The organism is Stenotrophomonas sp. TWI169, from assembly GCF_039674705.1.
Classification (GTDB): Bacteria; Pseudomonadota; Gammaproteobacteria; order Xanthomonadales; family Xanthomonadaceae; genus Stenotrophomonas; species Stenotrophomonas maltophilia_P.
On the sequence record NZ_JBDJOB010000028.1, the window covers coordinates 10,848 to 36,156 of the forward strand.

General features: G+C 65.8%; 19 protein-coding genes. 11 read left to right on the plus strand and 8 right to left on the minus strand.

Features of this window, described 5'->3' with window-relative positions; all coding sequences use genetic code 11:
• Positions 1-173: 173 nt before the first annotated feature.
• The 3 genes from ABE543_RS16850 to ABE543_RS16860 are packed head-to-tail and all read left to right on the plus strand — an operon-like array spanning position 174 to position 7,911.
• Entirely contained in the window at positions 174-1,319 is a 1,146-nt protein-coding gene (locus ABE543_RS16850; RefSeq protein WP_262101279.1) for an efflux RND transporter periplasmic adaptor subunit, read from the plus strand.
• Positions 1,316-4,837: an efflux RND transporter permease subunit gene (locus ABE543_RS16855; protein WP_065181329.1), complete on the plus strand. Its 3,522-nt coding sequence runs from the start codon at positions 1,316-1,318 to the stop codon at positions 4,835-4,837. Before ABE543_RS16850 ends, ABE543_RS16855 begins: the two co-directional genes overlap by 4 nt.
• Entirely contained in the window at positions 4,834-7,911 is a 3,078-nt protein-coding gene (locus tag ABE543_RS16860) for an efflux RND transporter permease subunit (protein ID WP_065181330.1), read from the plus strand. Before ABE543_RS16855 ends, ABE543_RS16860 begins: the two co-directional genes overlap by 4 nt.
• Positions 7,912-8,067: 156 nt before the next feature.
• Here the strand turns inward: ABE543_RS16860 and ABE543_RS16865 are convergent, their stop codons facing one another.
• The 6 genes from ABE543_RS16865 to ykgO all read right to left on the minus strand — a co-directional run bounded on the left by ABE543_RS16865 (position 8,068) and on the right by ykgO (position 12,567).
• Positions 8,068-9,288 (minus strand): TraB/GumN family protein, encoded by a 1,221-nt coding sequence (locus tag ABE543_RS16865; RefSeq protein ID WP_053517747.1) that lies wholly within the window; start codon positions 9,286-9,288, stop codon positions 8,068-8,070.
• Positions 9,289-9,292: 4 nt separating this feature from the next.
• Complete coding sequence (locus ABE543_RS16870) at positions 9,293-9,823, minus strand: N-acetyltransferase family protein (protein ID WP_346475927.1); 531 nt, start codon at positions 9,821-9,823, stop codon at positions 9,293-9,295.
• A 13-nt stretch (positions 9,824-9,836) separates the two neighbouring features.
• The gene (locus tag ABE543_RS16875) at positions 9,837-10,724 is read right to left on the minus strand and encodes a carbon-nitrogen hydrolase (RefSeq protein WP_053517744.1); all 888 of its coding nucleotides are present in this window, start codon (positions 10,722-10,724) and stop codon (positions 9,837-9,839) included.
• A 164-nt stretch (positions 10,725-10,888) separates the two neighbouring features.
• The gene (locus tag ABE543_RS16880; RefSeq protein ID WP_193396271.1) at positions 10,889-11,926 is read right to left on the minus strand and encodes an agmatine deiminase family protein; all 1,038 of its coding nucleotides are present in this window, start codon (positions 11,924-11,926) and stop codon (positions 10,889-10,891) included.
• Between the two features lie 39 nt (positions 11,927-11,965).
• Positions 11,966-12,295, minus strand: coding sequence for a hypothetical protein (locus ABE543_RS16885; RefSeq protein ID WP_053517741.1), 330 nt, complete (start codon positions 12,293-12,295; stop codon positions 11,966-11,968).
• A gap of 146 nt (positions 12,296-12,441) precedes the next feature.
• Positions 12,442-12,567: a type B 50S ribosomal protein L36 gene (gene ykgO / locus ABE543_RS16890; protein ID WP_005409283.1), complete on the minus strand. Its 126-nt coding sequence runs from the start codon at positions 12,565-12,567 to the stop codon at positions 12,442-12,444.
• Positions 12,568-12,764: 197 nt separating this feature from the next.
• On the opposite strand from ykgO, the gene cmk reads away from it, so the two are divergent.
• The 8 genes from cmk to galU all read left to right on the plus strand — a co-directional run bounded on the left by cmk (position 12,765) and on the right by galU (position 21,044).
• Positions 12,765-13,442, plus strand: coding sequence for a (d)CMP kinase (gene cmk / locus ABE543_RS16895; RefSeq protein ID WP_053517740.1), 678 nt, complete (start codon positions 12,765-12,767; stop codon positions 13,440-13,442).
• 199 nt (positions 13,443-13,641) lie between these two features.
• A complete protein-coding gene (gene rpsA / locus ABE543_RS16900; RefSeq protein WP_053517739.1) occupies positions 13,642-15,321 on the plus strand; it encodes a 30S ribosomal protein S1 in 1,680 nt (559 codons plus the stop codon).
• 85 nt (positions 15,322-15,406) lie between these two features.
• Complete coding sequence (locus tag ABE543_RS16905; protein WP_053517737.1) at positions 15,407-15,712, plus strand: integration host factor subunit beta; 306 nt, start codon at positions 15,407-15,409, stop codon at positions 15,710-15,712.
• 77 nt (positions 15,713-15,789) lie between these two features.
• The gene (locus ABE543_RS16910; RefSeq protein WP_253118805.1) at positions 15,790-16,074 is read left to right on the plus strand and encodes a lipopolysaccharide assembly protein LapA domain-containing protein; all 285 of its coding nucleotides are present in this window, start codon (positions 15,790-15,792) and stop codon (positions 16,072-16,074) included.
• A 6-nt stretch (positions 16,075-16,080) separates the two neighbouring features.
• Complete coding sequence (gene lapB, locus ABE543_RS16915; protein ID WP_053517734.1) at positions 16,081-17,259, plus strand: lipopolysaccharide assembly protein LapB; 1,179 nt, start codon at positions 16,081-16,083, stop codon at positions 17,257-17,259.
• Positions 17,260-17,262: 3 nt separating this feature from the next.
• Positions 17,263-18,252, plus strand: coding sequence for a glycosyltransferase family 4 protein (locus ABE543_RS16920; protein ID WP_053517733.1), 990 nt, complete (start codon positions 17,263-17,265; stop codon positions 18,250-18,252).
• Positions 18,253-18,255: 3 nt separating this feature from the next.
• Entirely contained in the window at positions 18,256-20,166 is a 1,911-nt protein-coding gene (locus ABE543_RS16925) for a nucleoside-diphosphate sugar epimerase/dehydratase (protein ID WP_053517731.1), read from the plus strand.
• On the plus strand, positions 20,166-21,044 hold the full coding sequence (gene galU / locus ABE543_RS16930) for a UTP--glucose-1-phosphate uridylyltransferase GalU (protein ID WP_346475928.1): 879 nt from the start codon (positions 20,166-20,168) through the stop codon (positions 21,042-21,044). The genes ABE543_RS16925 and galU overlap by 1 nt, the downstream gene beginning before the upstream one ends.
• 555 nt (positions 21,045-21,599) lie before the next feature.
• Here the strand turns inward: galU and ABE543_RS16935 are convergent.
• Complete coding sequence (locus ABE543_RS16935; protein ID WP_053520191.1) at positions 21,600-22,808, minus strand: acetyl-CoA C-acyltransferase; 1,209 nt, start codon at positions 22,806-22,808, stop codon at positions 21,600-21,602.
• Positions 22,809-22,900: 92 nt separating this feature from the next.
• Positions 22,901-25,273: a 3-hydroxyacyl-CoA dehydrogenase/enoyl-CoA hydratase family protein gene (locus ABE543_RS16940; RefSeq protein WP_128989545.1), complete on the minus strand. Its 2,373-nt coding sequence runs from the start codon at positions 25,271-25,273 to the stop codon at positions 22,901-22,903.
• Between the last annotated feature and the right edge of the window lie 36 nt (positions 25,274-25,309).

Consider the following 25,309-nt stretch of genomic DNA (forward strand, 5'->3'; position numbering starts at 1 on the left):
TCCGGCGTGGGGTACGGAACGACCCGAGTATAGCCTCAGGTTTCATCTAGCTGAAATGGGGGTGGGCCGACCAGCGGCGTGAAGACACCATGACCTTTGGGATATGGTGTTGCCGTGAAGTGGTGCATTACTTTGCTACCACACCTGCCCACGCATCCTCCAGGGACCTGACGATGTCGCACCCAATCTTCCTGCATGGCCGCCGCAGCGGACTCTGCGCCGCCGCCCTGCTGATCTCCACCACGCTGATGCTGGGCGGTTGCGCCGCGGGCCCCAACAGCGAGGCCAAGGCCGCCGAAACCAAGGATGAGAAAAAAGTCGAGTCCGTGCCGGTCGAGGTCGCGGTGGCCAGCCGCCGCGCGGTGGCGGCCAGCTACACCGGCACCGCCGCGCTGGAGCCGCGCGCCGAGTCGCAGGTGGTTGCCAAGACCTCTGGCGTGGCGCTGGCGGTGCTGGTCGAGGAAGGCCAGCGGGTCAGCGCAGGGCAGCCGCTGGTACGGCTCGATCCGGACCGCGCACGCCTGGCGGTTGCCCAGAGCGAGGCACAGATGCGCAAGCTCGAGAACAACTACCAGCGCGCACAGAAGCTGGTCGGCCAGCAGATGGTCAGTGCCGCCGACGTCGACCAGCTGCGCTTCGATCTGGAAAACGTGCGCGCGCAGTATCGCCTGGCCACGCTGGAGCTGTCGTACACCACGGTGGTCGCACCGATCTCCGGCGTGATCGCCTCGCGCTCGATCAAGACCGGCAACTTCGTGCAGATCAACACGCCGATCTTCCGCATCGTCGACAACTCGCGCCTGGAAGCCACCCTCAACGTTCCCGAACGCGAGCTGGCAACGCTGCGTGCCGGCCAGCCGGTGACCCTGTCGGCGGATGCACTGCCGGGCCAGAGCTTCACCGGCATCGTTGATCGCATCGCACCGGTGGTGGATTCGGGCAGCGGCACGTTCCGTGTTGTCAGTGCCTTCGACGGCACTGCCCATTCCCTGCAGCCGGGCATGTTCGGCCGGATCCGCATCGATTACGACCAGCGTGCCGACGCCCTGGTCGTGCCGCGCCTGGCGCTGCTCGACGATGGTGAGCCGGCGGTGTTCCGTGTGCGCGACGGCAAGGTCGCACGCGTTCCGGTCAAGCTGGGTTACGCCGAGGGGCCATGGGTGGAGATCCGTGATGGCCTGGCGGCCGGAGACCAGGTGGTCACTGCAGGCAAGGTCGCGCTGCGCGACGGCACCGCCGTGCAGGTGATCGCTGATCCGAAGGCGAAGACGGCGACGGCCTCGGCCAGGCCGGCAGACAAGGCCGGGAGCCGGCAATGAGCCATCCTGACCACGACCACGGTGCTTCGCCCCACGGCGAAAGCGCCGCCGCCGGCATGCGCGGCGGCCTGGTGGAGTTCGCTACCCGCCGCCGCGTCACCATTGCCATGTGCACGGTCACCCTGCTGCTGTTCGGCCTGATTGCGCTGGGCAGCCTCAAGGTCAACCTGCTGCCGGACCTGAGCTACCCGACGCTGACGGTACGCACCGAATACACCGGTGCGGCACCGACCGAGATCGAAACCCTGATCACCCAGCCGGTGGAAGAAGCCGTGGGCGTGGTCAAGAACCTGCGCAAGCTGAAGTCGGTCTCGCGCACCGGCCAGAGCGATGTGGTGCTGGAGTTCGCCTGGGGCACCAACATGGACCAGGCCAGCCTGGAAGTGCGCGACAAGATGGAAGCGCTGAACCTGCCGCTGGAGGCGAAAGCCCCGGTGCTGCTGCGCTTCAATCCGTCCACCGAGCCGATCATGCGCCTGGTGCTGTCCAGCAAGGCGGCCCCGTCCAGCGATGCCGACGCCATCCGCGAGCTGACCATCCTGCGCCGCTACGCCGACGAGGATCTGAAGAAGAAGCTGGAACCGGTCACCGGCGTGGCGGCGGTCAAGGTCGGCGGCGGCCTGGAGGACGAGATCCAGGTCGACATCGACCAGCAGAAGCTCGCGCAGCTGAATCTGCCGATCGATACCGTCATCAAGCGCCTGAAGGACGAGAACATCAACATCTCCGGCGGTCGGCTGGAAGAGGGCTCGCAGCGCTTCCTGGTGCGTACCGTCAACCAGTTCGCCGACCTGGAGGAGATCCGCAACCTGCTGGTCACCACCCAGGCGTCCAATGGCAGTGCGGCGGACTCCGCGCTGCAGCAGATGTTCAACATTGCCGCCTCCACCGGTTCCGCTGCGGCCATCGCCGCAGCCTCGGCCGCACAGAGCGCATCGTCCGGCGGTGGCTCCAGCGTGGTCGCCAATGGCGTTCCTGTCCGGTTGAAGGACGTGGCCACCGTACGCCAGGGCTACAAGGAGCGTGAAGCGATCATCCGCCTCGGCGGCAAGGAATCGGTCGAGCTGGCGATCTACAAGGAAGGCGACGCCAACACCGTCGCCACCGCCGAAGCGCTGCGCAAGCGCCTGGAGCAGATCAAGGGCACGTTCCCCGGCGATGCCGAACTGACCACCATCGAGGACCAGTCGCGCTTCATCGAGCATGCGATCAGCGACGTCAAGAAGGATGCGGTGATCGGCGGCCTGCTGGCGATCCTGATCATCTTCCTGTTCCTCCGCGATGGCTGGAGCACGTTCGTCATCAGCCTGTCGCTGCCGGTGTCGATCATCGCCACGTTCTTCTTCATGGGCCAGCTGGGTCTCAGCCTGAATGTCATGTCGCTGGGCGGCCTGGCGCTGGCGACGGGCCTGGTGGTGGACGATTCGATCGTGGTGCTGGAGAGCATCGCCAAGGCGCGCGAGCGCGGGCTGGGCATCCTGCAGGCCGCGATCGAAGGCACCCGCGAAGTGAGCATGGCAGTGGTCGCCTCCACCCTGACCACCATCGCGGTGTTCCTGCCACTGGTGTTCGTCGACGGTATCGCCGGCCAGCTGTTCCGCGACCAGGCGCTGACCGTGGCGATCGCCATCGCCATTTCGCTGCTGGTATCGATGACACTGATTCCGATGCTCAGTTCGCTGAAGGGGCGGCCGCCGCTGGCGTTCCCCGAAGAGCCCGCCAGCGAGGCGTGGCAGCCGGAGCGTCGCTGGCAGAAGCCCGTTGCAGCCGGCCGTCGTGGCTTCGTCGCTGCGGTGCGCTGGACCTTCTATGCGCTGGCCTGGCTGGTGGTGCGTGCCTGCCGCGGCGTTGCCGCCGTGATCGGTCCGGTCATGCGCAAGGCCAGCGATATCGCGATGAAGCCCTATGCGGGGGCCGAACGTGGCTACCTGCGGCTGTTGCCGAGCGCGCTGGCGCACCCCGGCAAGGTGCTGGGCCTGGCCGCGCTGGCGTTTGCAGCCACCATGGCGCTGGTGCCGATGCTGGGCGCCGACCTCATCCCGCAGCTGGCGCAGGACCGCTTCGAGATGACCGTCAAGCTGCCGGCCGGCACGCCGTTGAAGCAGACCGATGCACTGGTGCGCGAACTGCAGCTGGCGCACGGCAAGGGCGAGGGCGTGGCCTCGCTGTACGGCGTCAGTGGCAGCGGTACCCGGTTGGACGCAAGCCCGACCGAGAGCGGCGAGAACATCGGCAAGCTGACCGTGGTGATGGAAGGCGGTGGGGATGCGCGCACCGAAGCGGCCATCACCGAGCGCCTGCGTGGCACCATGGCCGGGCACCCCGGCGCGCAGGTCGACTTCGCGCGGCCGGCACTGTTCAGCTTCTCCACGCCGCTGGAAATCGAACTGCGTGGTCAGGACATGGCCACGCTGGAGCAGGCTGGCCAGCGGCTGGCTGCCCTGCTGCGCGGCAATGCGCACTACGCCGACGTGAAGTCGACGGTGGAGGAGGGCTTCCCGGAGATCCAGATCCGCTTCGACCAGGAGCGCGCCGGTGCGCTGGGCCTGACCACCCGCCAGATCGCCGACGTCGTGGTGAAGAAGGTGCGCGGCGACGTGGCCACCCGCTACAGCTTCCGCGACCGCAAGATCGACGTGCTGGTACGGGCACAGGAAGGCGACCGGGCCAGCGTGGAGAGCATCCGCCGCTTGATCGTCAACCCGGGCAGTACCCGTCCGGTCACCCTGGACGCCGTGGCCGACGTGGTGGCCACCACCGGTCCGAGCGAGATCCACCGTGCCGATCAGACCCGCGTCGCGGTGGTCTCGGCCAACCTGCGTGACATCGATCTGGGCGCGGCCATGCGCGAAGTGCAGCAGATGGTCGCCGAACAGCCGCTTGGTGCGGGCGTCGGCCTGCATATCGGTGGCCAGGGCGAGGAACTGGCGCAGGCGGCAACGTCGCTGATATTCGCCTTCGGACTGGCGATCTTCCTGGTCTACCTGGTGATGGCGTCGCAGTTCGAATCGCTGCTGCATCCGTTCGTGATCCTGTTCACCATCCCGCTGGCGCTGGTCGGCGCGATCCTGGCGCTGATGCTGACCGGCAAGCCGATCTCGGTGGTAGTGTTCATCGGCCTGATCCTGCTGGTGGGACTGGTCACCAAGAACGCGATCATCCTGATCGACAAGGTCAATCAGCTGCGCGAGGCCGGCGTGGCCAAGCACGAGGCGCTGGTGGAAGGCGCGCGCTCGCGCCTGCGTCCGATCATCATGACCACCCTGTGCACGCTGTTCGGCTTCCTGCCACTGGCGGTGGCGATGGGCGAGGGCGCTGAAGTACGTGCGCCGATGGCGATCACCGTGATCGGCGGCCTGCTGGTCTCCACCCTGCTGACCCTGCTGGTGATCCCGGTGGTCTACGACCTGATGGATCGCCGCGGCGACGCCTACTACCGCGAACGCGGCCGCACGCACGCCGGCGACGGACTGCGGATTGCAGAAGGTGGCCGCGTCGGCGGCGAGGAGCCGGCATGAGTGTCGCCGAGTTCTCCATCCGCCGTCCGGTCACCACCATCATGTGCTTCGTATCGCTGGTGGTGATCGGCCTGATCGCTTCATTCCGGCTGCCACTGGAGGCTCTGCCGGACATCTCCGCGCCGTTCCTGTTCGTGCAGATTCCGTACACGGGCTCGACACCGGAAGAAGTGGAGCGGACCATCATCCGGCCGGTGGAAGAGTCATTGGCAACGATGACCGGGATCAAGCGCATGCGCTCCTCGGCCACGTCCGAAGCGGCGCTGATCTTCATCGAGTTCAGCGACTGGGACCGTGACATCGCCATCGCCGCTTCCGACGCGCGCGAACGTATCGATGCGATCCGCAGCGACCTGCCTGACGACCTGCAGCGCTACAACGTGTTCAAGTGGTCCAGCAGCGACCAGCCGGTGCTGAAGGTGCGTCTGGCCAGCACCACCGACCTGACGACCGCCTATGACATGCTCGACCGCGAGTTCAAGCGGCGCATCGAGCGCATTCCTGGCGTTGCGCGCGTAGACATCACCGGTGCACCGCCGAATGAAGTCGAGATCGCGATCGATCCCAACCGGCTCAACGCGCACGGGCTGAGCATCAACGAGCTGAGCGAACGGTTGCGCACGCTGAACTTTTCGATCTCGGCCGGGCAGATCGATGACAACGGCCAGCGTGTGCGCGTGCAACCGGTCGGCGAGATCACCGACCTGCAGGAACTGCGCGACCTGGTGATCAACGCCAAGGGCCTGCGGCTGGGTGACATCGCCGATGTGCGGCTGAAGCCGGCGCGGATGAATTATGGCCGCCGCCTGGATGGCAACCCGGCAGTGGGCCTGGACATCTTCAAGGAGCGCAGCGCCAATCTGGTCGACGTCTCGCGCGCGGCGCTGGCCGAAGTCGAAGCGATCCGCGCACAGGCCTCGATGCGCGATGTGCAGATCAAGGTCATCGACAACCAGGGCAAGGCGGTGACCTCCTCGCTGCTGGAGCTGGCCGAAGCCGGTGCGGTGGGCCTGATCCTGTCGGTGACGGTGCTGTTCTTCTTCCTGCGCCACTGGCCGTCCACGCTGATGGTGACGCTGGCCATCCCGATCTGCTTCACCATCACCCTGGGCTTCATGTACTTCGTCGGGGTGACGCTGAACATCCTGACCATGATGGGCCTGCTGCTGGCGGTGGGCATGCTGGTGGACAACGCCGTGGTGGTGGTGGAGAGCATCTACCAGGAGCGCGAGCGCATGCCGGGACAGCCACGGCTGGCCTCGATCATCGGCACCCGCAACGTCGCCATCGCGCTCAGCGCCGGCACCCTGTGCCATTGCATCGTGTTCGTGCCGAACCTGTTCGGCGAGACCAACAACATCAGCATCTTCATGGCACAGATCGCGATCACCATTTCGGTATCGCTGCTGGCGTCCTGGCTGGTGGCGGTCAGCCTGATTCCGATGCTGTCCGCGCGCATGGCCACGCCCAAGCTCGTGCACTCGCAGACCGGCCTGATCGCGCGCCTGCAGCGGCGCTACGCGCAGGTGCTGGACTGGTCGCTGCACCATCGTGGCTGGAGCCTGCTGGGCATCGTGCTGGTGGTGGCCGTCAGCCTGGTGCCGATGAAACTGACCAAGGTGGACATGTTCGGTGGTGAAGGTGGCAAGGACATCTTCATCGGCTACATGTGGAAGGGTGCCTACACCTACCGGCAGATGTCCGAGGAAGTGGCTCGGGTGGAGAACTGGATCGACGAGAACCGTGAGCGCCTGCACGTCAAGCAGGTGTACTCCTGGTACAGCGAGCAGGAAGGCAGCTCGACGGTTGTCACCCTGGACGAGAAGTACGCCAAGGACATCAAGTCACTGCAGGAGGAGCTGCGCAAGGGCCTGCCGAAGTCCGCGCGTACCGACTACTTCGTCGGCAACCAGGGCGGTGATGGTGGTGGCGGCAACCAGGGCGTGCAGGTGCAGTTGATCGGCGATTCCAGCAGCATGCTGCAGGAAATCGGCCAGGAAGTGCTGCCCCTGCTGGCCCAGCGTGCGGAGCTGCGCGACGTGCGCATCGACAATGGCGAGAAGGGCGGTGAACTCAAGGTGCGCGTCGATCGCGAGCGTGCCGCCGCCTTCGGCTTCAATGCCGAGCAGGTGGCCAGCTTTGTCGGCCTGGCATTGCGCGGTGCACCGATGCGCGAGTTCCGTCGCGGCGACAACGAGGTGCCGGTCTGGGTGCGCTTCGCCGGAGCCGAGCAGAGCAGCCCGGAAGACCTGGCCGGCTTCAGCGTGCGTACCGGCGACGGCCGCAGCGTGCCACTGCTGAGTCTGGTCAGCGTCGATGTCGGTTCGTCCGCCACCCAGATCGGCCGAACCAACCGGCAGACCACGCTGACGATCAAGGCCAACCTGGCCGAGAAGATCACCGCACCGGACGGACGCAAGGCGATCGAGGCCGTACTCAAGCCGATGAGCTTCCCGGCCGGCTATGGCTACACCTTCGATGGCGGCGACTATGGCAACGATGACGAGGCGATGCAGCAGATGGTGTTCAACCTGCTCATCGCGTTGGTGATGATCTACGTGGTGATGGCGGCGGTGTTCGAATCGCTGCTGTTCCCGGCGGCGATCATGAGCGGCGTGCTGTTCTCGATCTTCGGCGTGTTCTGGCTGTTCTGGATCACCGGCACCTCGTTCGGAATCATGTCCTTCATCGGCATCCTGGTGCTGATGGGCGTGGTGGTGAACAACGGCATCGTGATGATCGAGCACATCAACAACCTCCGGCGCAGCGGCATGGGGCGTACCCAGGCCCTGGTGGAGGGCTCACGCGAGCGCCTGCGCCCGATCATGATGACCATGGGAACGGCGATCCTGGCGATGGTGCCGATTTCGCTGACCAACACGCAGATGTTCGGCGACGGCCCGGAGTACGCGCCGATGGCCCGTGCCATCGCCGGTGGACTGGCGTTCTCGACCGTGGTCAGCCTGCTGTTCCTGCCGACGATCTACGCGGTGCTGGACGACCTGCGCAATGCCGTGACGCGGCTGATCCGCCGCGCGCGCGGCCTGGAAAAGGTGGCGGCAACGGCCGCCTAGCGTCGAGCTTGCCCGACTACGGGGAACGACAACGTGTTGTGGTGTGGGGAGGCCGGTCGTAGTGGGGCGGCCTCCCTTTTTTTTCGCCGGGCATGGCCCGGCGCTACCATCACCGCCACACGGTATCGCCGGGCCATGCCCGGCGGGGCGTTGCAATCAACCTGCGACCTTGCCCCACACCTGGAAGCCGGTCAGCCACAGGCCGAGCATGCTGCCGAGATTGGTCAGCATGAACGTCAGCACCACGCGGGTGACCCGATTGCGGTACCAGCCCTTCAACGACTGTGCATCGTCGCGCAGCTGCAGGAAATCCTGGTACGCCGGCTTGCGCAGGCGTGCCTCGACCAGCGCCGAGAACGCGCCGGTGGGAATGCTGAGCCGGAACGGCTTGAACGGGGCGACCACGATCGCCGTGAGAATGCTCAGCGGGTGACTGCCGGCCAGCAGACAGCCGAGGCCGGCCAGGCCGCCGGTGTACATCGCCCAGGTGGCCAGCAGTTCGGTGCCCACGCCCAGGCCTCCGCGGTAGAAGCCGACGGCGATGCCGGTGATGACGATGGCAAGGATGCCCAGCGTGAACCACGGGATGTTGCGCTTCTTCGGCACGGCTTCGAGTTCGGCGCGCAACGGTGCCGGTGCATCGGTATCCGTTTCGAGGTATCGCGCCAGGCCTGCCAGATGGCCGGCGCCGACCACCGCCAGGACTTCGCGCTGCCGCGGGTCGTGTTCTTCGCGCAGGCGCGTGGCCATGTAGCGGTCGCGCTCGCCGATGATGGTTTCGTACAGCGCGGGATTCTCGGTCGCGAACTCGCCGAAGCTCGACTCCAGCATGTCGCCCTGCTTGAGCTTCTCGATTTCGTTTTCGCCCACCTCTTCCGATGAGAACAGGCCGGCGCCCAGGCCCGCAACCAGCTTCAGCTTGCCGAAGAAGCCCAGCCGCTGCGAGGCGCGGCGGAAGGTCAGGCCCACCTCGCGGTCGATCAGGTGGACGGGCAGGCCGCGCTCACGCCCCAGTTCGACGGCGCGCTTCAGTTCCGCACCCGGCTCGATGCCGAGCTGTTCGGCCAGACGACGCTGGTAGGCGGAAAGCGCCAGGTTGGCGGCGAACAGGGCAACGCGACCCTTGCGGATCACCTCGACCAGGTCCAGCTTGGCCAACGTGTCCGGATCGCTCAGGGCCTGCAGGCGCTGGGGGTCCAGTTCGACCGCGACGGCATCGAAGCGGCCGCTGTTGATTGCTTTCTCCACCGCCTCGACGCTGGCGTGGGAAACGTGGGCGGTGCCCAGCAGGGTGTAGCGCACGCCGTCGCGTTCAACGACGCGCACCGGCTGGCCGGCGAACAGATCGTCGCCGGTCTCGGGAAGGATTTCTGTCATGGAGTCATTCATTGGAAGGTGCGGTGTCGGCGCCGTCGCCGAGCGCGCGTTGCATCTGCACGGTGTCCAGCCAGCGGCCGTGCTTGCGGCCGAGGCCGCGGAACACGCCGACCAGCTCGAAGCCGAAACGCTCGTGCAGCCTGATCGAAGCGGTATTGGTCGGTTCGCCGATCACCGCCACCATCTGCCGGAAGCCACGTGCGACGCATGCGTCGATCAGCGCCTGCAACAGGCCGGTGCCGACGCCCTGGCCTTGGAACCGTGCATCGACATAGACCGAGTTCTCCACGGTCCACTGGTAGGCAATGCGCGTGCGGTAGGTGTTGGCGTAGGCGTAGCCGGCGACCTGGCCGTCGATCTCGGCGACCAGATAGGGAAAACCGCGGTCGATGATGTCGCGCATGCGGCGCAGCATGTCGGCCTGGTCCGGTATGTCGTACTCGTACGTGTTGACGAAGTCGGTCACTTCGACCGCGTAGATCGCGGTGATCGCGGCGATGTCGGCCGGGCCGGCATCACGGATGAGGACGGCCATGCGCGGCTCCGGTTCAGTCGATGTAGCGCTTGAGCAGATCGCCGTAGGCATCGATGCGGCGATCGCGCAGGAACGGCCAGATGCGGCGCACGTGCTCGCTGCGCTGCAGGTCGACGTCGCATACCAGCACAGCGGCATCGGTGCCGGCTTCGGCCAGGAACTCGCCCTGCGGGCCGAGCACGTGGCTGTTGCCCCAGAACTGGATGCCCGACGCGCCCAGCGGCGAGGCCTCATGGCCGACGCGGTTGCAGCTCAGCACCGGCAGGCCGTTGGCGACGGCATGGCCACGGTGGCTCAGTACCCAGGCATCGCGCTGGCGGGTCTTCTCGTCCTGCACGTCGTCCGGGTCCCAGCCGATCGCAGTCGGGTACAGCAGCAGCTCGGCGCCGGCAAGCGCCATCAGGCGCGCCGCCTCCGGATACCACTGGTCCCAGCACACCAGCACGCCCAGGCGGCCCACCGAGGTGTCGATCGGGGTGAAGCCGATGTCGCCCGGGGTGAAGTAGAACTTCTCGTAGAAACCCGGATCGTCCGGGATGTGCATCTTGCGGTACTTGCCGAGCAGGGTGCCGTCCTTCTCGAACACCACCGCGGTGTTGTGGTACAGGCCGGCGGCGCGGCGCTCGAACAGCGAACCGACCAGCACCACGCCATGCTTCTTCGCCAGCGCACCCAGGCGCTCGGTGCTCGGGCCCGGGATCGGTTCGGCCAGATCGAACTCGTCAACCGACTCGTGCTGGCAGAAGTAGGGGCCGTTGTGCAGTTCCTGCAGCAGCACCAGCTTGGCGCCCTGCGCTGCCGCTTCGGCCACGCGTGCCTCGATCACCGCCAGATTGGCGGCGGCATCGCCGTGGTTGCGCTCCTGGATCAGGGCGACGGTAAGCGGGCTGCGCGAGTTCATGCGGGTGTTCCTGCGGGGGAAAACCCGCATGTTAGCGCGTATGCGATGCCGCAGCGTGTCGGCCGCTGAACAGGTGCACGCAGCCGGTATCGCCGGGCCATGCCCGGCGTACGAACCGAATGCCGCTGTGCGCGCCGGGCGTGGCCCGGCGCTACCGCATCGTGCTACGCCTTCAGCAGGCCTTCCGGCAGCTGCATGGTGATGCAGTGCAGGCTGCCGTTCTGCCAGATCAGCGAGCGGCAGGGCACCTGGACGATCTCGCGGCCCGGATGGGCCTTGGCCAGCACGTCGCGGGCCAGATCGTCGGCCGGATCACCGTACGCCGGCATCAGCACCGCGCCGTTGACGATCAGGTAGTTGGCGTACGAGGCCGCCAGGCGGCGGCCTTCGTCGATCACCGGCTGTGCCCACGGCAGCGGGAACAGGCGGTATGGCTGACCGTCACGGGTGCGCAGCGCAGCCAGTTCCCTGCCCATCGCCTGCAGCTCGGCGTAGTGCGAGTCGTTCTCGTCGTCGCAGGCCTGGTAGACGATGCTGTCCGCCGAGGCGAAGCGGGCGAGGGTATCGATGTGGGCATCGGTATCGTCGCCTTCCAGGTAGCCGTGGTCGAGCCACAGCACGCGCTCCTGCTGCAGCCAGTCGGCGAGGTCGGCGCTCAGGCTGGCGCGGTCACGATCCGGGTGGCGTTCGTGCAGGCACTTCCAGGTGGTCAGCAGGGTACCTTCACCGTCGGTTTCGATGGCGCCGCCTTCCAGCGCGAACGGGATGCTGCGCACCGGCGCGTCGTTGAAAACGCCGGCCTGGTCGAGCGCGCCCACCAGCTGATCGTCGAGGGTGGCATCGAACTTGCCGCCCCAGCCGGTGAAGCGGAAGTCCAGCAGCTGGAAACCGCCGTCGGCACGTCGCAGGGTGATCGGGCCCGAGTCGCGCAGCCAGGTGTCGTCGTAGGCCGCCGTGGTGAAGTGCACCCTGTCCATGTCGATGCGGTTGGAGCGCAGCCGCATTTCGGCATAGGTCTCCACATCGTCATCGGCCACGCAGATCAGCACCGGCTGGAAGCGGGTGATCGCTGCAACCAGTGCGATATAGGTTTCCTCCACCTGTCCCAGGCGGTCGGCCCAGTCGGTATCGGCGGTGGGCCAGGCAATCAGGATGCCGCTCTGGGCTTCCCACTCGGCAGGAAAACGAAGGGTCTGGTTCATGGTCTCGCTACACAGGCCCGCCCGGGGCGGGTAAAGGGGTCAACGGATCGGCGGTTTCGGGCCGATTTCGTTCGGGTCCGCCTGGTTGGCCACCACGTCGATCACCTTCTGCTTCTCGAAGTAGACAGTGAACTGTGGGTACACCCAGCGGTTGATGGTCGGCCATTGCCGCTTCTGCCCGCCGCGCGGCTGCAGCTGCTCGCTGGGCGCACCGAACTGGCTCTGCACCTGCTGCATGGACTGGCCACGAAGGGGCAGGGCGCCGGCCGGCTTCTCGCGGGCGCGGTCGACAAGCAGAGTGTCGGCCAGGGCCGGCGTGGCGGCAGCCAGAGTGGCCAGCACGGCCAGGGTGGACAGGTAACGCTTCATCTCGATCTACTCCCCAGTGGTCAAGAAAGGCGATTACAGCAAAATCGGCAGGAAAAAGCCGCATAAACAAAAAACCGCCCGAAGGCGGCTTTTTGCATCGGGTCGGTCCCGCGCGGGACCAGCCGCAGCCACGAAGGCTGTTGGGCTCAGCGCTGACGCGCCTTGAAACGCGGGTTCGACTTGCAGATCACGAAGATCTTGCCACGGCGACGGACGACCTTGCAGTCACGGTGACGGGCCTTCGCCGACTTCAGGGAGGACAGGACTTTCATGGCATACCTCGGCGTAAACAGTAGTTGTTCGGGTGGAGCGTGGCCGCGATATGCGAAAGACAATCGGCAGTTGACGCTCGTTCAAGCCCGCCATTCTACCGGGCTTTTCCTCATGGTTTCAAGTGGTTGCACAAAAGATCCGTCGCGGGGTGTCTGGCAGGGGCTAGAATGCCCCCTTCACACGTACTGGGACCCCCATGAATCCACTCGCTCCCGTCCTGACCATCGACGGCCCATCAGGGGCCGGCAAGGGTACCATCAGCCGCATCGTGGCGCGCCGGATGGGCTGGCATTACCTGGATTCAGGCGCCCTGTACCGGGCGGTGGGCGTGGCCGCCAGCTGGGCCGACATCGATACCTCCGACGCCTCGGCATTGGTGCGGTGCACGTTCGATACCCATGTTCAGTTTGTTGAACAGGGTGATGCGATGCGGGTCCTGGTCAATGGCAGCGATGCCACCGACGAACTGCGGCTGGAGACCACCGGCGCGCTGGCGTCGGCCATCGCGGCCATTCCCGAAGTCCGGGCGGCCCTGAAGGAGCGGCAGCGCGCATTCAGGGAGCTGCCGGGCCTGGTCGCGGACGGTCGCGACATGGGTACGGTGATCTTCCCGGATGCCCCCTACAAGGTGTTCCTGACCGCCAGTGCCGAAGAGCGCGCCGAGCGCCGGCATAAGCAGTTGAAAGACAAGGGGGTTTCTGTTAACTTTGATGACCTCCTGCGCGAGATCATGGCCCGCGACGCCCGTGATGCTCAGCGTACCGTGGCGCCCCTGAAGCCGGCAGACGATGCCGTCCTCATCGACACCACAGGCATCGGCATCGCAGATGTCGTTGCCCGAGTGATGGATCTGCTTCCGGTTCCGGCTGCCTGATCCGTTCGCGCGGGAGCACTGCCAGCCGCATCGGTGGTGGTCGCGCAATAGCAGTGCTGTACAAGCTCCGTCGCGCAATGATGCGTGGCGGTTTTCCTACTTCACACACGACCTGCTTTTCCGGGGTCGACCAACAGGCGGGCGGTCGCCCATCCCCGAAGGGACGCCACCGACCCATGTGTCCAACAGAGTAAATCTAATGACCGAATCATTTGCCGAACTGTTTGAAGCCAGCCAGGCCAATCTGGCCAAGCTGAAGCCGGGCGCCATCGTCAGCGGTACCGTTGTTGAAGTCCGCGGCGACGTCGTGGTGATCAACGCTGGCCTGAAGTCCGAAGGCATCGTGCCGATCGAACAGTTCCGTAACGACGCTGGCGAGATCGATGTCGCCGAAGGCGATATCGTCAAGGTCGCCCTCGACTCCATCGAGAACGGCTTCGGCGAAACCGTCCTGTCGCGCGAGAAGGCCAAGCGCGCGATGGTGTGGGACGAGCTGGAAGAAGCGTTGGAAAAGAACGAAACCATCACCGGCCGCATCAGTGGCAAGGTCAAGGGTGGTTTCACCGTGGACATCAAGGATGTCCGCGCCTTCCTGCCGGGTTCCCTGGTCGATGTGCGCCCGGTGCGCGATCCGGCCTACCTGGAAGGCAAGGAGCTGGAATTCAAGCTCATCAAGCTGGACCGCAAGCGTAACAACGTCGTGGTCTCGCGCCGCGCTGTCGTCGAAAGCGAGCACTCGGAAGAGCGCGAGCAGCTGATGGACAAGCTGCAGGAAGGCGCGATCCTGAAGGGTGTCGTCAAGAACCTGACCGACTACGGCGCGTTCGTGGACCTGGGCGGTATCGACGGCCTGCTGCACATCACCGACATGGCATGGAAGCGCGTGCGCCATCCGTCCGAAGTCGTGAACGTCGGCGACGAGCTGGACGTGCGCGTGCTGAAGTTCGACCGCGAGCGCAACCGCGTTTCGCTGGGCCTGAAGCAGCTGGGCGAAGATCCGTGGGACAACATCGCCCGTCGTTACCCGGCCAACAGCCGCGTCTTCGGCAAGGTCTCCAACGTCACCGATTACGGCGCGTTCGTCGAGATCGAGCCGGGCGTCGAAGGCCTGGTGCACGTCTCCGAGATGGATTGGACCAACAAGAACGTCAACCCGTCCAAGGTCGTGCAGGTCGGTGACGAGGTCGAAGTGATGGTGCTGGACGTCGATGAAGAGCGTCGCCGCATCTCGCTGGGCATGAAGCAGGTTGCCGCCAATCCGTGGGAAACCTTCGCTGCCACCCACAAGAAGGGTGACAAGGTGTCCGGCCAGATCAAGTCGATCACCGACTTCGGCATCTTCATCGGCCTGGACGGCGGCATCGATGGCCTGGTCCACCTGTCCGACATCAGCTGGAACACCACCGGCGAAGACGTCGTTCGCAACTTCAAGAAGGGCGATACCCTGGACGCCGTCGTCCTGGCCGTCGACCCGGAGCGCGAGCGCATCTCCCTGGGCGTGAAGCAGCTGGAGCAGGATCCGTTCGGCCAGTACATGGCGGCCAATCCGAAGGGCTCCAAGGTCGAAGGCGTGGTGAAGGAAGTCGACGCCAAGGGCGCCGTGATCGAACTGGCCGACGGCATCGAAGGCTACGTTTCGGCTCGCGACATCGCCAACGAGCGCGTTGACGACGCCACCCAGCACCTGAAGGTCGGCGACAAGGTCGAAGCCAAGTTCGTGGGCATGGACCGCAAGGGCCGTACCCTGCAGCTGTCGATCAAGGCCAAGGACGACGCGGAAATGCGCGAAGTGCTGGAGGAATACCAGTCCGCTTCGGGTGGCACCACCCAGCTCGGCGCGCTGCTGCGTGCCCAGCTGAACGGTAGCAAGTCCGAGTAATCGGGCCCGTTGTTCGTTGTTTCCTGGACGGCCCGGGCACTGCCCGGGCCGTTTCAGGCTGAAATGCCCCTGATGTGAGCCGGTGATGACCAAATCCGAACTGATCGAAATCCTTGCGCGCCGTCAGGCGCACCTGAAGGCCGATGATGTCGATCTGGCGGTGAAGTCGTTGCTGGAAATGATGGGCGGTTCCCTCTCTGTCGGGGATCGCATCGAAATCCGCGGTTTTGGCAGCTTCTCGCTGCACTACCGCCCGCCGCGCCTGGGTCGCAACCCCAAGACCGGCGAATCGGTTGCCCTGCCGGGCAAGCACGTTCCCCATTTCAAGCCGGGCAAGGAACTGCGCGAGCGGGTCAGCAGCGTGCTGCCGCTGGACGCCGATCCCGCCTGAGCGTCCCGTCGCGCCACCGCGTGCGAATCCAGCCGCGAGTCGGATAAGCTACGGTCTCCCGCCCCTGGAGCTGTCGCATGAAGGTCTTTCGTCTGCTGGTCCTGCTGGCGGTGCTGATCCTTGGATTGATCATCGGTGCGGTCAACATGACCGCGATGTCGATCAACCTGCTGTTCACCGAGCTGCATACCTCCGTCGGCGTGGCATTGATCGCCGCCCTGCTGGTGGGCGTGGTGGTCGGCGCCGGCCTGGTGCTGGTGAGCGTGGTCGTTCCGCTCTACAGCCAGCTGCGCCGCGCCAACAAGTCCGCTGCCGCGTCGCCGGCACCGGTCGCTTCCCCCCAATCTTTTGACGGACGTTGATCGAAGATGGATTTCGTCACCGAGTGGTTCTGGTTTTTCCTGTTCGTGCCGCTGGCCGCCCTGGCCGGCTGGGTGATCGGACGGCGTGGCGGTCAGCGCCACGGTGACAACCAGGTCAGCCGACTGTCCAGCACCTACTTCCGTGGCCTGAACTACCTGCTCAACGAGCAGCCGGACAAGGCCATCGAGCTGTTCCTGCACATCGCCGAGCTCGACAAGGAAACCTTCGAGACCCAGGTCGCGCTGGGCCATCTGTTCCGTCGCCGCGGCGAAGTGGACCGCGCCATCCGCCTGCACCAGGGCCTGGTCAACCGCAACGATCTGAGCGATGCGCAGCGCGTGCAGGCGCTGCTGGCGCTGGGCGAGGACTACATGAAGTCCGGCCTGCTGGATCGCGCCGAGACCGTGTTCACCGAGCTGGCCCAGCTGGACCAGCGTGCGCCGCAGGCGCTCAAGCACCTGATCGGGATCTACCAGGCCGAGCGCGACTGGGAGAAGGCGATCGACAACGCCACCCGCTTCGAGGATGTCACCGGCGAGCCGATGGGCAAGCTGATCGGGCAGTTCGAGTGCGAGCTGGCCGAACGCTTCCGTGGCGCCGGCAAGCTGGAAGAGGCGAGGGCGGCCATTGCCCGTGCCTACCAGGCCGATGCGATGTCGGTGCGCGCCGGCATCATCGAAGGACGCCTGGAGAGCGATGCCGGCAATCCCGAAGCGGCGGTGCGAGCCTTCGAGCGTGCTGCGCGCAATGACCCGGAGTATCTGCCGGAACTGCTGCCGGCGCTGATGCAGAACTACCGCAAGGTCGGCGACCTGGGCGGCGCCCGCGCCTTCCTTTCGGAAATGACCGAGCACTACCGCGGTATCGCGCCGGTGCTGGCGCTGACCCGGCTGATGGAGGAACAGGAAGGTGTCGCCCCTGCGCGCGCCTATCTGGGCCGCCAGCTCAAGGACCGCCCCTCGGTGCGCGGCGAATCGGCGTTGATCGACCTGACCCTCGCCGAAGGTGCCGATTCCACCGCCACCCTGCACGATCTCAAGCACATCACCGACCAGCTGCTGGTGCGCAATCCGGCTTACCGCTGCACACGCTGCGGCTTCGGCGCGCGCACCCACCACTGGCAGTGCCCGAGCTGCAAGGAATGGGGTACGGTCAAGCCGCTGCTGAACTACGCGGTGCTCTGAATCATGCCCTGGCTCGTGATGGGCGCGCTGCTGGCGTTGGCCCTGCTGAGCGCCGCCCTGACCTGGGCGGCGCGCGGCTACGCGCTGCGCCGGCAGCTGATGGACCACCCCGGGGAACGCCGCAGCCATAGCGTCGCCACGCCACGCGGCGGCGGCATCGCCATTGTCATCAGCCTGCTGGCCACCGCAGCCGTGGCCATGTGGGCGTGGCCGCAGGCCATGCCGAGCCTGCTGGTCGCCGCTGCCGGCCTGCTGCTGGTCGCCGGCATCGGCTGGTGGGACGACCATCGCCCGCTGCCGGCCATGCGCAGGCTGCTTGTTCATTTCATTGCTGCGGGCCTGCTGGCCGGGCTGGTGAAGATCCACGGCGGCAGCTGGCTGCTGGCCCTGCTGGTGCTGTTCTTCACCGCCTCGTTGATCAACATCTGGAACTTCATGGATGGCATCAACGGCATTGCCAGCAGCCAGGCCATCGTGGTCGCGCTGGGGTTCGCTCCGGTGCTGCCCTGGCCGTGGTCATTGCTGGCCATCGCCCTCGGGCTGGCCTGCGTGGGTTTCCTGCCCTTCAACTTTCCGCGCGCACGCATCTTCCTCGGGGATGTCGGCAGCGGAGCGCTGGGCTACGCGGTGGCGGCCGTCGTGGCCGTGGCCAGCCTGCGCACGGACATCAACTGGATCCTCCTGCTGGTGCCGCTGTCACCGTTCCTCGTGGACGCGGGCTTCACACTGCTGGCGCGCATCATTTCCGGACAACGCTGGATGGAACCCCACACCCAGCACGTCTATCAGCGCGCTGTGCAGGCAGGAGCCAGCCACGCCCTGGTGACAGGGATGTACTTTGTTTTGGGCCTATTCAGCATTACAGTGTTCAATGTCAGTTCGAATCTGCAGCCGAGGTGGGAGGCTGTCGTGGCAATTGCTTGGTTCATCACGCTGAGCATGCTGTGGCTCCTCCTGCGCAATGGAATGCGCCACCGACAAGGAACTCCTTGAAATATGTCTTCACCCTGGCGGGATAGAATCCTCGGCCTGTTGCCGCGTACGGCCATTGTCTGCCACGACCTGTTCATGGTCTGGGCATGCTGGCAGCTGCTCCACGCCGGTCGTTACTCGATCCTGCCGGACGCGCCTGCGCTGCCGTTGTGGAATGTCGATACCACCCTGGTCCTGCTGCTGCAGGGACTGGTGTTCTGGCGCGTCGGCCTGTATCGCGGCCTGTGGCGGTTTGCCAGCGTCAGCGACCTGCTGAACATCTTCAAAGCCAGCTTCATCGGCATGGTCGCCATCGTCCTGGTGCTGATGTGGAAGCGCTTCAACGGCGTGCCGATGTCGGTGCTGGTGATCTATCCCTTCGCGCTGTCGGCCCTGCTGGGTGCCCCGCGCCTGCTGTATCGCGCATGGAAGGACTACCAGGCGCTGCAGTCCGATTCGAGCGCGCGCCGGGTGCTGATCCTGGGTGCCGGCCAGGCCGCTGAAACGCTGGTCCGCGATCTGCGCCGTTCCGGCAATTTCGAGCCGGTCGGCCTGCTTGATGACGCCCCGCACCTGCGCGGCGCGAAACTGCAGGGCCTGCCGATCCTGGGCACGCTGGACGATGCGCCGGCCGTGGCCCGCGAAACCGCAGCCAAGCTGCTGGTCATCGCCATTCCGTCGCTGGATGCCGCCGGCATGCAGCGCGTGGTCGCCATCTGCGAGAGCACCGGGGTTCCGTTCCGCACCGTGCCCAAGCTCAGTGACATCCTGCAGGGGCAGTCGCTGCCGGGCCAGCTGAAGGAAGTGGCGATCGAGGATCTGCTGGGCCGCAAGCCGATCATGCCGGACTGGAACCTGATCCGTGGCTGGCTGGGCGGGCGCACCGTGATGGTGACCGGTGCCGGTGGTTCGATCGGTTCAGAACTCTGCCGCCAGTGCGCGCGCCACGGTGCAGGCCGCATCGTCCTGCTGGAGATCAGCGAACTGCTGCTGTTGACCATCGAAGGCGAACTGCGCCGCAGTTTTCCCGACATCGAGATCGAAGCCGTGCTGGGTGACTGCGGTGACCCCGCAGTGATCCGCCATGCGCTGTCGCTGCACCCGGTCGATACGGCCTTCCATGCTGCCGCCTACAAGCATGTGCCGGTACTGGAACGGCAGCTGCGCGAGGCGGTGCGCAACAACATCCTGGCCACGGAGAACGTCGCCCGTGCCTGCCTGGAGGCACACGTCGAGCACTTCGTGTTCATCTCCACCGACAAGGCGGTCGATCCGGTCAATGCGCTGGGTGCCAGCAAGCGCTACGCCGAGATGATCTGCCAGAGCCTGGACCAGAAGTCCACGCATACCCGCTTCGTCACCGTGCGCTTCGGCAACGTGCTGGCGTCGGCGGGCAGCGTCGTGCCGTTGTTCCGCGAGCAGATCCTCAAGGGCGGCCCGGTCACGGTCACCGACCCGGAGGTCAGCCGGTATTTCATGACGATTCCCGAGGCCTGCCAGCTGATCCTGCAGGCGGCCGCCTCGGCGTCGCATGGCGCCATCTATACGCTCGACATGGGTGAGCCGGTGCCGATCCGGGTGCTGGCCGAGCAGATGATCCGGCTGGCCGGCAAGCAGCCGTACAAGGATATTCCGATCATCTACACCGGGTTGCGCCCGGGCGAGAAGCTGCACGAGACGCTGTTCTATTCCGACGAGGACTATCGTTCGACCGCCCACCCCAAGATCCTCGAAGCCGGCGTGCGCGCGTTCTCGCGTGACATGGTGCTCGGCAACGTTCCGAAGCTGCGCGAAGCGATCAGCAGCTACGACATCGACACCATCCAGGAGATCCTGTTCGCGACGATGCCGGAGTTTTCTCCAATCGAACAGGATGCTTACATCTCATCCGCTAAAGTCGTGCCGTTTCCGACACGCGAGGCCAACAGGCACTAATGAGCAAGCGAATTCGTAAAGCAGTTTTTCCCGTGGCAGGGCTCGGGACGCGCTTCCTGCCGGCGACCAAGACGGTGCCGAAAGAAATGCTGCCGATCATCGATCGTCCGCTTATCCAGTACGCTGTTGATGAGGCCATAGAAGCCGGCTGTGACACGCTGGTGTTCATCACCAACCGCTACAAGCACGCGGTCGCCGACTATTTCGACAAGGCGTATGAGCTGGAACAGAAGCTCGAGCGCGCTGGCAAGCAGGAGCAGCTGGAGATGATCCGCCACGTGCTGCCCAGCGGCGTGCGTGCGGTCTTCGTGACGCAGGCCGAAGCGTTGGGTCTGGGCCACGCGGTGCTGTGTGCCAAGGCCGTGATCGGTGACGAGCCGTTCGCCGTGCTGCTGCCGGACGATCTGATCTGGAACCGCGGCGACGGTGCGTTGAAGCAGATGGCCGACCTCAATGAGGCCAGCGGTGCCAGCGTGATCGCGGTCGAGGACGTGCCGCACGACAAGACCGCCAGTTACGGCATTGTGGCCACCGAGGCCTTCGATGGCCGCAAGGGCCGTATCTCGCAGATCGTGGAGAAGCCGAAGCCGGAGGACGCCCCCAGCGATCTGGCGGTGGTCGGCCGCTATGTGCTGAGCCCGAAGATCTTCGATCTGCTGGAGCAGACCGGCAGTGGTGCCGGTGGCGAGATCCAGCTGACCGATGCGATCGCGCAGCTGCTGAAGACCGAGCAGGTCGATGCCTACCGTTTCGAGGGCACCCGCTTCGACTGCGGCACGCACCTGGGGCTGGTCGAGGCGACGATCCGCTTCGCGCTGGACAACCCGAAGCTGGCGGGCCCGGCGCGCGAGAAGCTGGCGGCGATGCTGGCGGAATAAGGTTTATCAAGCGCTCCGTTCGCGGCGCCTTGATTGATGCGTGGTGGGCGGTAAGGGTGGGCCTTTGCAGGACACGCCGTAAACCCATCCATGGGGGCTTGATGGCGCCTTGCTCGTGTGCGCTGTCCTGCGCACACGGCAAGACCGGGGTTGGGCGTCCTGCCCAACCCGCCCGAGGCATGCCTCGGGCCCATGGCGCCAACGGTTTTGGAGAGGGCCATCCGCCCCCTCTCGACAGTTTCCTGCGGGCGCGGACGGGAAGGGCGGAATCAAAGACAAGAGCAAAAGCAAAAAGGCAGCCATCGGCTGCCTTTTTGCTTGTTGGGGTCAGATCCCTTTGCGCAGCAAAGGGATCTGACCCCAGCTTTTGATCTTGCCTTTGCTGAACCCTCCGCCGCGCGGAATGTTGGGTGGCACGGGTGGGTGAGGCTGGCCGGGACTGTCAGCGGCATGGATGCCGCTGCCAAGCCCCCAAGGACGGGTTTACGGCGTGTCCCGGGCAGTCTCACCCACCCGGGCCCCACCATCAGCAATCAGCCGGCAACGCTTTGAACCTTACAGCGCCTCGAAAATACCCGCCGCGCCCATGCCGGTGCCGATGCACATCGTCACCATGCCGTACTTCTGCTGGCGACGACGCAGGCCGTGCAGCAGGGTCGCGGTACGGATCGCACCGGTGGCACCCAGCGGGTGGCCCAGGGCGATCGCACCACCCAGCGGGTTCACCTTGTCCGGGTCCAGGCCGCAGTCACGGATCACCGCCAGCGACTGCGCGGCGAAGGCTTCATTGAGCTCGATCCAGTCCAGCTGATCCTGGTTCAGGCCAGCCTGCTTGAGTGCCTTCGGGATCGCGGCGATCGGGCCGATGCCCATCACTTCCGGGCGCACGCCGGCCACCGAGAAGCTGACGAAGCGCGCCAGCGGGGTCAGGCCGTAGTCCTTGATCGCCTGTTCCGACGCCAGCAGCACGGCACCGGCGCCGTCGCTCATCTGCGACGAGTTGCCGGCAGTGACGGTGCCACCGAACTGGCCATTGCGGAATACCGGGCGCAGCTTGGCCAGGCCTTCGGCCGAGGAATCCGGGCGCGGGCCTTCGTCGGTATCGGCAACCTTGTTGCGGGTGATGATGCGCTGGCCATCGGCCAGGTCCGGCAGGTGCGAGACGATCTCATACGGGCTGATCTCGTCCTTGAACTCGCCCTTCTGGATCGCAGCCATCGCCTTCTGGTGCGAGGCCAGGGCGAACGCGTCCTGCTCTTCGCGCGAGACCTTCCACTCTTCGGCCACCTTCTCGGCGGTGATGCCCATGCCGTAGGCGATGGCCACATGGTCGTTGTCGAACACGCTCGGTGCCATCGCGATCTTGTTGCCCATCATCGGCACCATCGACATCGACTCGGTGCCGCCGGCCAGCATCAGGTCGGCGTTGCCCAGGCGGATCGCATCGGCGGCCTGCGCAACGGCCTGCAGGCCGGAGGAGCAGAAGCGATTGACGGTCTGCGCCGCGATGGTGTTCGGCAGGCCGGCCAGCAGCACGCCGATGCGCGCCACGTTCATGCCCTGCTCGGCTTCCGGCATCGCGCAGCCGATGATCGCATCATCGATGCGGTTGACGTCCACGCCCGGCGCCTGCGCGACAACGCTGCGCAGCACGTGGGCAAGCATGTCGTCGGGGCGGGTATTGCGGAACATGCCCTTGGGCGCCTTGCCCACCGGGGTACGGGTGGCGGCGACGATGTAGGCGTCCTGGATTTGCTTGGTCATTGCAGTGATCTCTCGAATAGGTTTTGTAGAGTCGAGCCATGCTCGACTGCCACAGCAGGTGATGCCGGCCCGGGGCCGGCATCCGCCATCAATCAGTTGCGCAGCGGCTTGCCGGTCTTGAGCATGTGCGCGATGCGGGCCTGGGTCTTTTCCTGCTGGGCCAGTTCGACGAAGTGCTTGCGCTCCAGGGTCAGCAGCCACTCTTCGTCGACCAGGGTGCCGCGATCGACCTTGCCGCCGCACAGCACGGTGGCGATGCGCTCTGCAATCTCGTAGTCGTACGGGCTGATGAAGCGACCTTCCAGCATGTTGACCAGCATCATCTTGAAGGTGGCGATGCCGACGTCGCCGGCCACCTGGATGCGGCGTGCCGGCAGCGGCGGACGGTAGCCGGCTTCGGCCAACGCGCGGGCTTCGGCCTTGGCGATGTACAGCGCCTCGTAGCTGTTGAACACCACCTTGTCGGTGCTGCGCAGCAGACCCAGCTCCTTGGCATTGACCGCCGAGTTGGACACCTTGGCCATGGCCACGGTCTCGAAGGTCTTCTTCAGTTCGGCGAACACGTCGCCGCCCGGCCCGGCCGCCTGCGAGGCGCGCACGGCCAGTTCCTTCAGGCCGCCACCGGCCGGCAACAGGCCGACGCCGGCTTCCACCAGGCCGATATAGCTTTCCAGGAAGGCCACGGTCTTGGCGCTGTGCATCTGGAACTCGCAGCCACCGCCCAAGGCCAGGCCGCGCACGGCAGCCACCACCGGCACCAGCGAGTACTTGATGCGCTGGCTGGTGCGCTGGAAGTTGGCGACCATCTGCTCGAACTGGTCGACCTTGCCGGCCTGCAGCAGGCCCAGGGCGCCGGCCAGATCGGCACCGGCGGAGAACGGTTCCTTCTGCTGCCAGATCACCAGGCCCTGGAAGTCCTTCTCGGCGCGCGAGACGCATTCCTGCAGGCCATCGAGCACCTGGTCGGAGACGGTGTTCATCTTGGTCTTGAAGCTGACCACGGCGATACCGTCGCCGTCGTGCCACATGCGCAGGCCATCGTTCTCGAACACGGTCTCGCCCGGCGCGAACGTTTCGCCCAGCAGCGGATCCGGGAAGCGCTGGCGCTGGTACACCGGCAGCGACGAGCGCGGCAGCTTGGCGTTGCGCGACGGGCTGTAGCTGCCCTCGGCGGCGTGCACGCCGTCGCGGCCATCGAAGACCCAGTCCGGCAGCGGGGCGTTGCTCATGCTCTTGCCGGCGACGATGTCATCGGCGATCCACTGCGCGACCTGCTTCCAGCCCGCGGCCTGCCAGGTCTCGAACGGGCCCAGCGACCAGCCGTAGCCCCAGCGGATCGCGAGATCGACGTCGCGCGCGGTCTCGGCGATGTCGGCCAGGTGGTAGGCGCTGTAGTGGAACAGATCGCGGAAGGTCGCCCACAGGAACTGTGCCTGCGGATGCTGGCTCTCGCGCAGCTTGGCGAACTTCTCGGCCGGGTTCCTGATCTTCAGGATCTCGACCACCTCCGGTGCGGCGCTGCGGTCGGCCGGACGGTAGTCCTGCTTTTCCAGATCGAGCACGACGATGTCCTTGCCGACCTTGCGGAAGATGCCGGCTCCGGTCTTCTGGCCCAGTGCGCCCTTGGAAATCAGCGCGTCCAGCCACTTGGGCGACTTGAAGAATTCATGCCACGGGTCGTTCGGCAGGGTGTCGCCCATGGTCTTGATCACGTGCGCCATGGTGTCCAGGCCGACCACGTCGGAGGTGCGGTAGGTCGCCGACTTCGGGCGCCCGACCAGCGGCCCGGTCAGGCCATCGACTTCATCGAAGCCCAGGCCGAACTGCTGGGTGTGGTGGATGGTCGACAGGATCGAGAACACGCCGATGCGGTTGCCGATGAAGTTCGGGGTGTCCTTGGCGTAGACCACTCCCTTGCCCAGGGTGGTGACCAGGAACTCTTCCAGGCCTTCCAGCACGGCGGCATCGGTGGTCGAGGCCGGGATCAGCTCAGCCAGGTGCATGTAGCGCGGCGGATTGAAGAAGTGCACGCCGCAGAAGCGGTGGCGCAGCTGTTCCGGCAGCACGTCGGCCAGCTTGTTGATGCCCAGGCCGGAGGTGTTGGACGCCAGCACGGCGTGATCGGCCACGAACGGTGCGATCTTCTTGTAAAGGTCCTGCTTCCAGTCCATGCGCTCGGCAATGGCCTCGATGATCAGGTCGCAGTCCTTCAGCTGCTCCAGCCCCGACTCGTAGTTGGCCGGGGTGATCGCTTCGGCCAGCGACTTGCTGGCCAGCGGCGCCGGGCTGAGCTTGCCCAGGTTGGCGATTGCCTTCAGCACGATGCCATCGGCCGGACCTTCCTTGGCGGGCAGGTCGAACAGCACGGTGTCGACGCCGGCGTTGGTGAGGTGGGCGGCGATCTGGGCACCCATGACGCCGGCACCCAGCACGGCGGCGCGGCGGACTAGCAGGGAATTGGACATGGTGTAAGGGCCTTTGTTGGTCAGCAGTTACTGGGT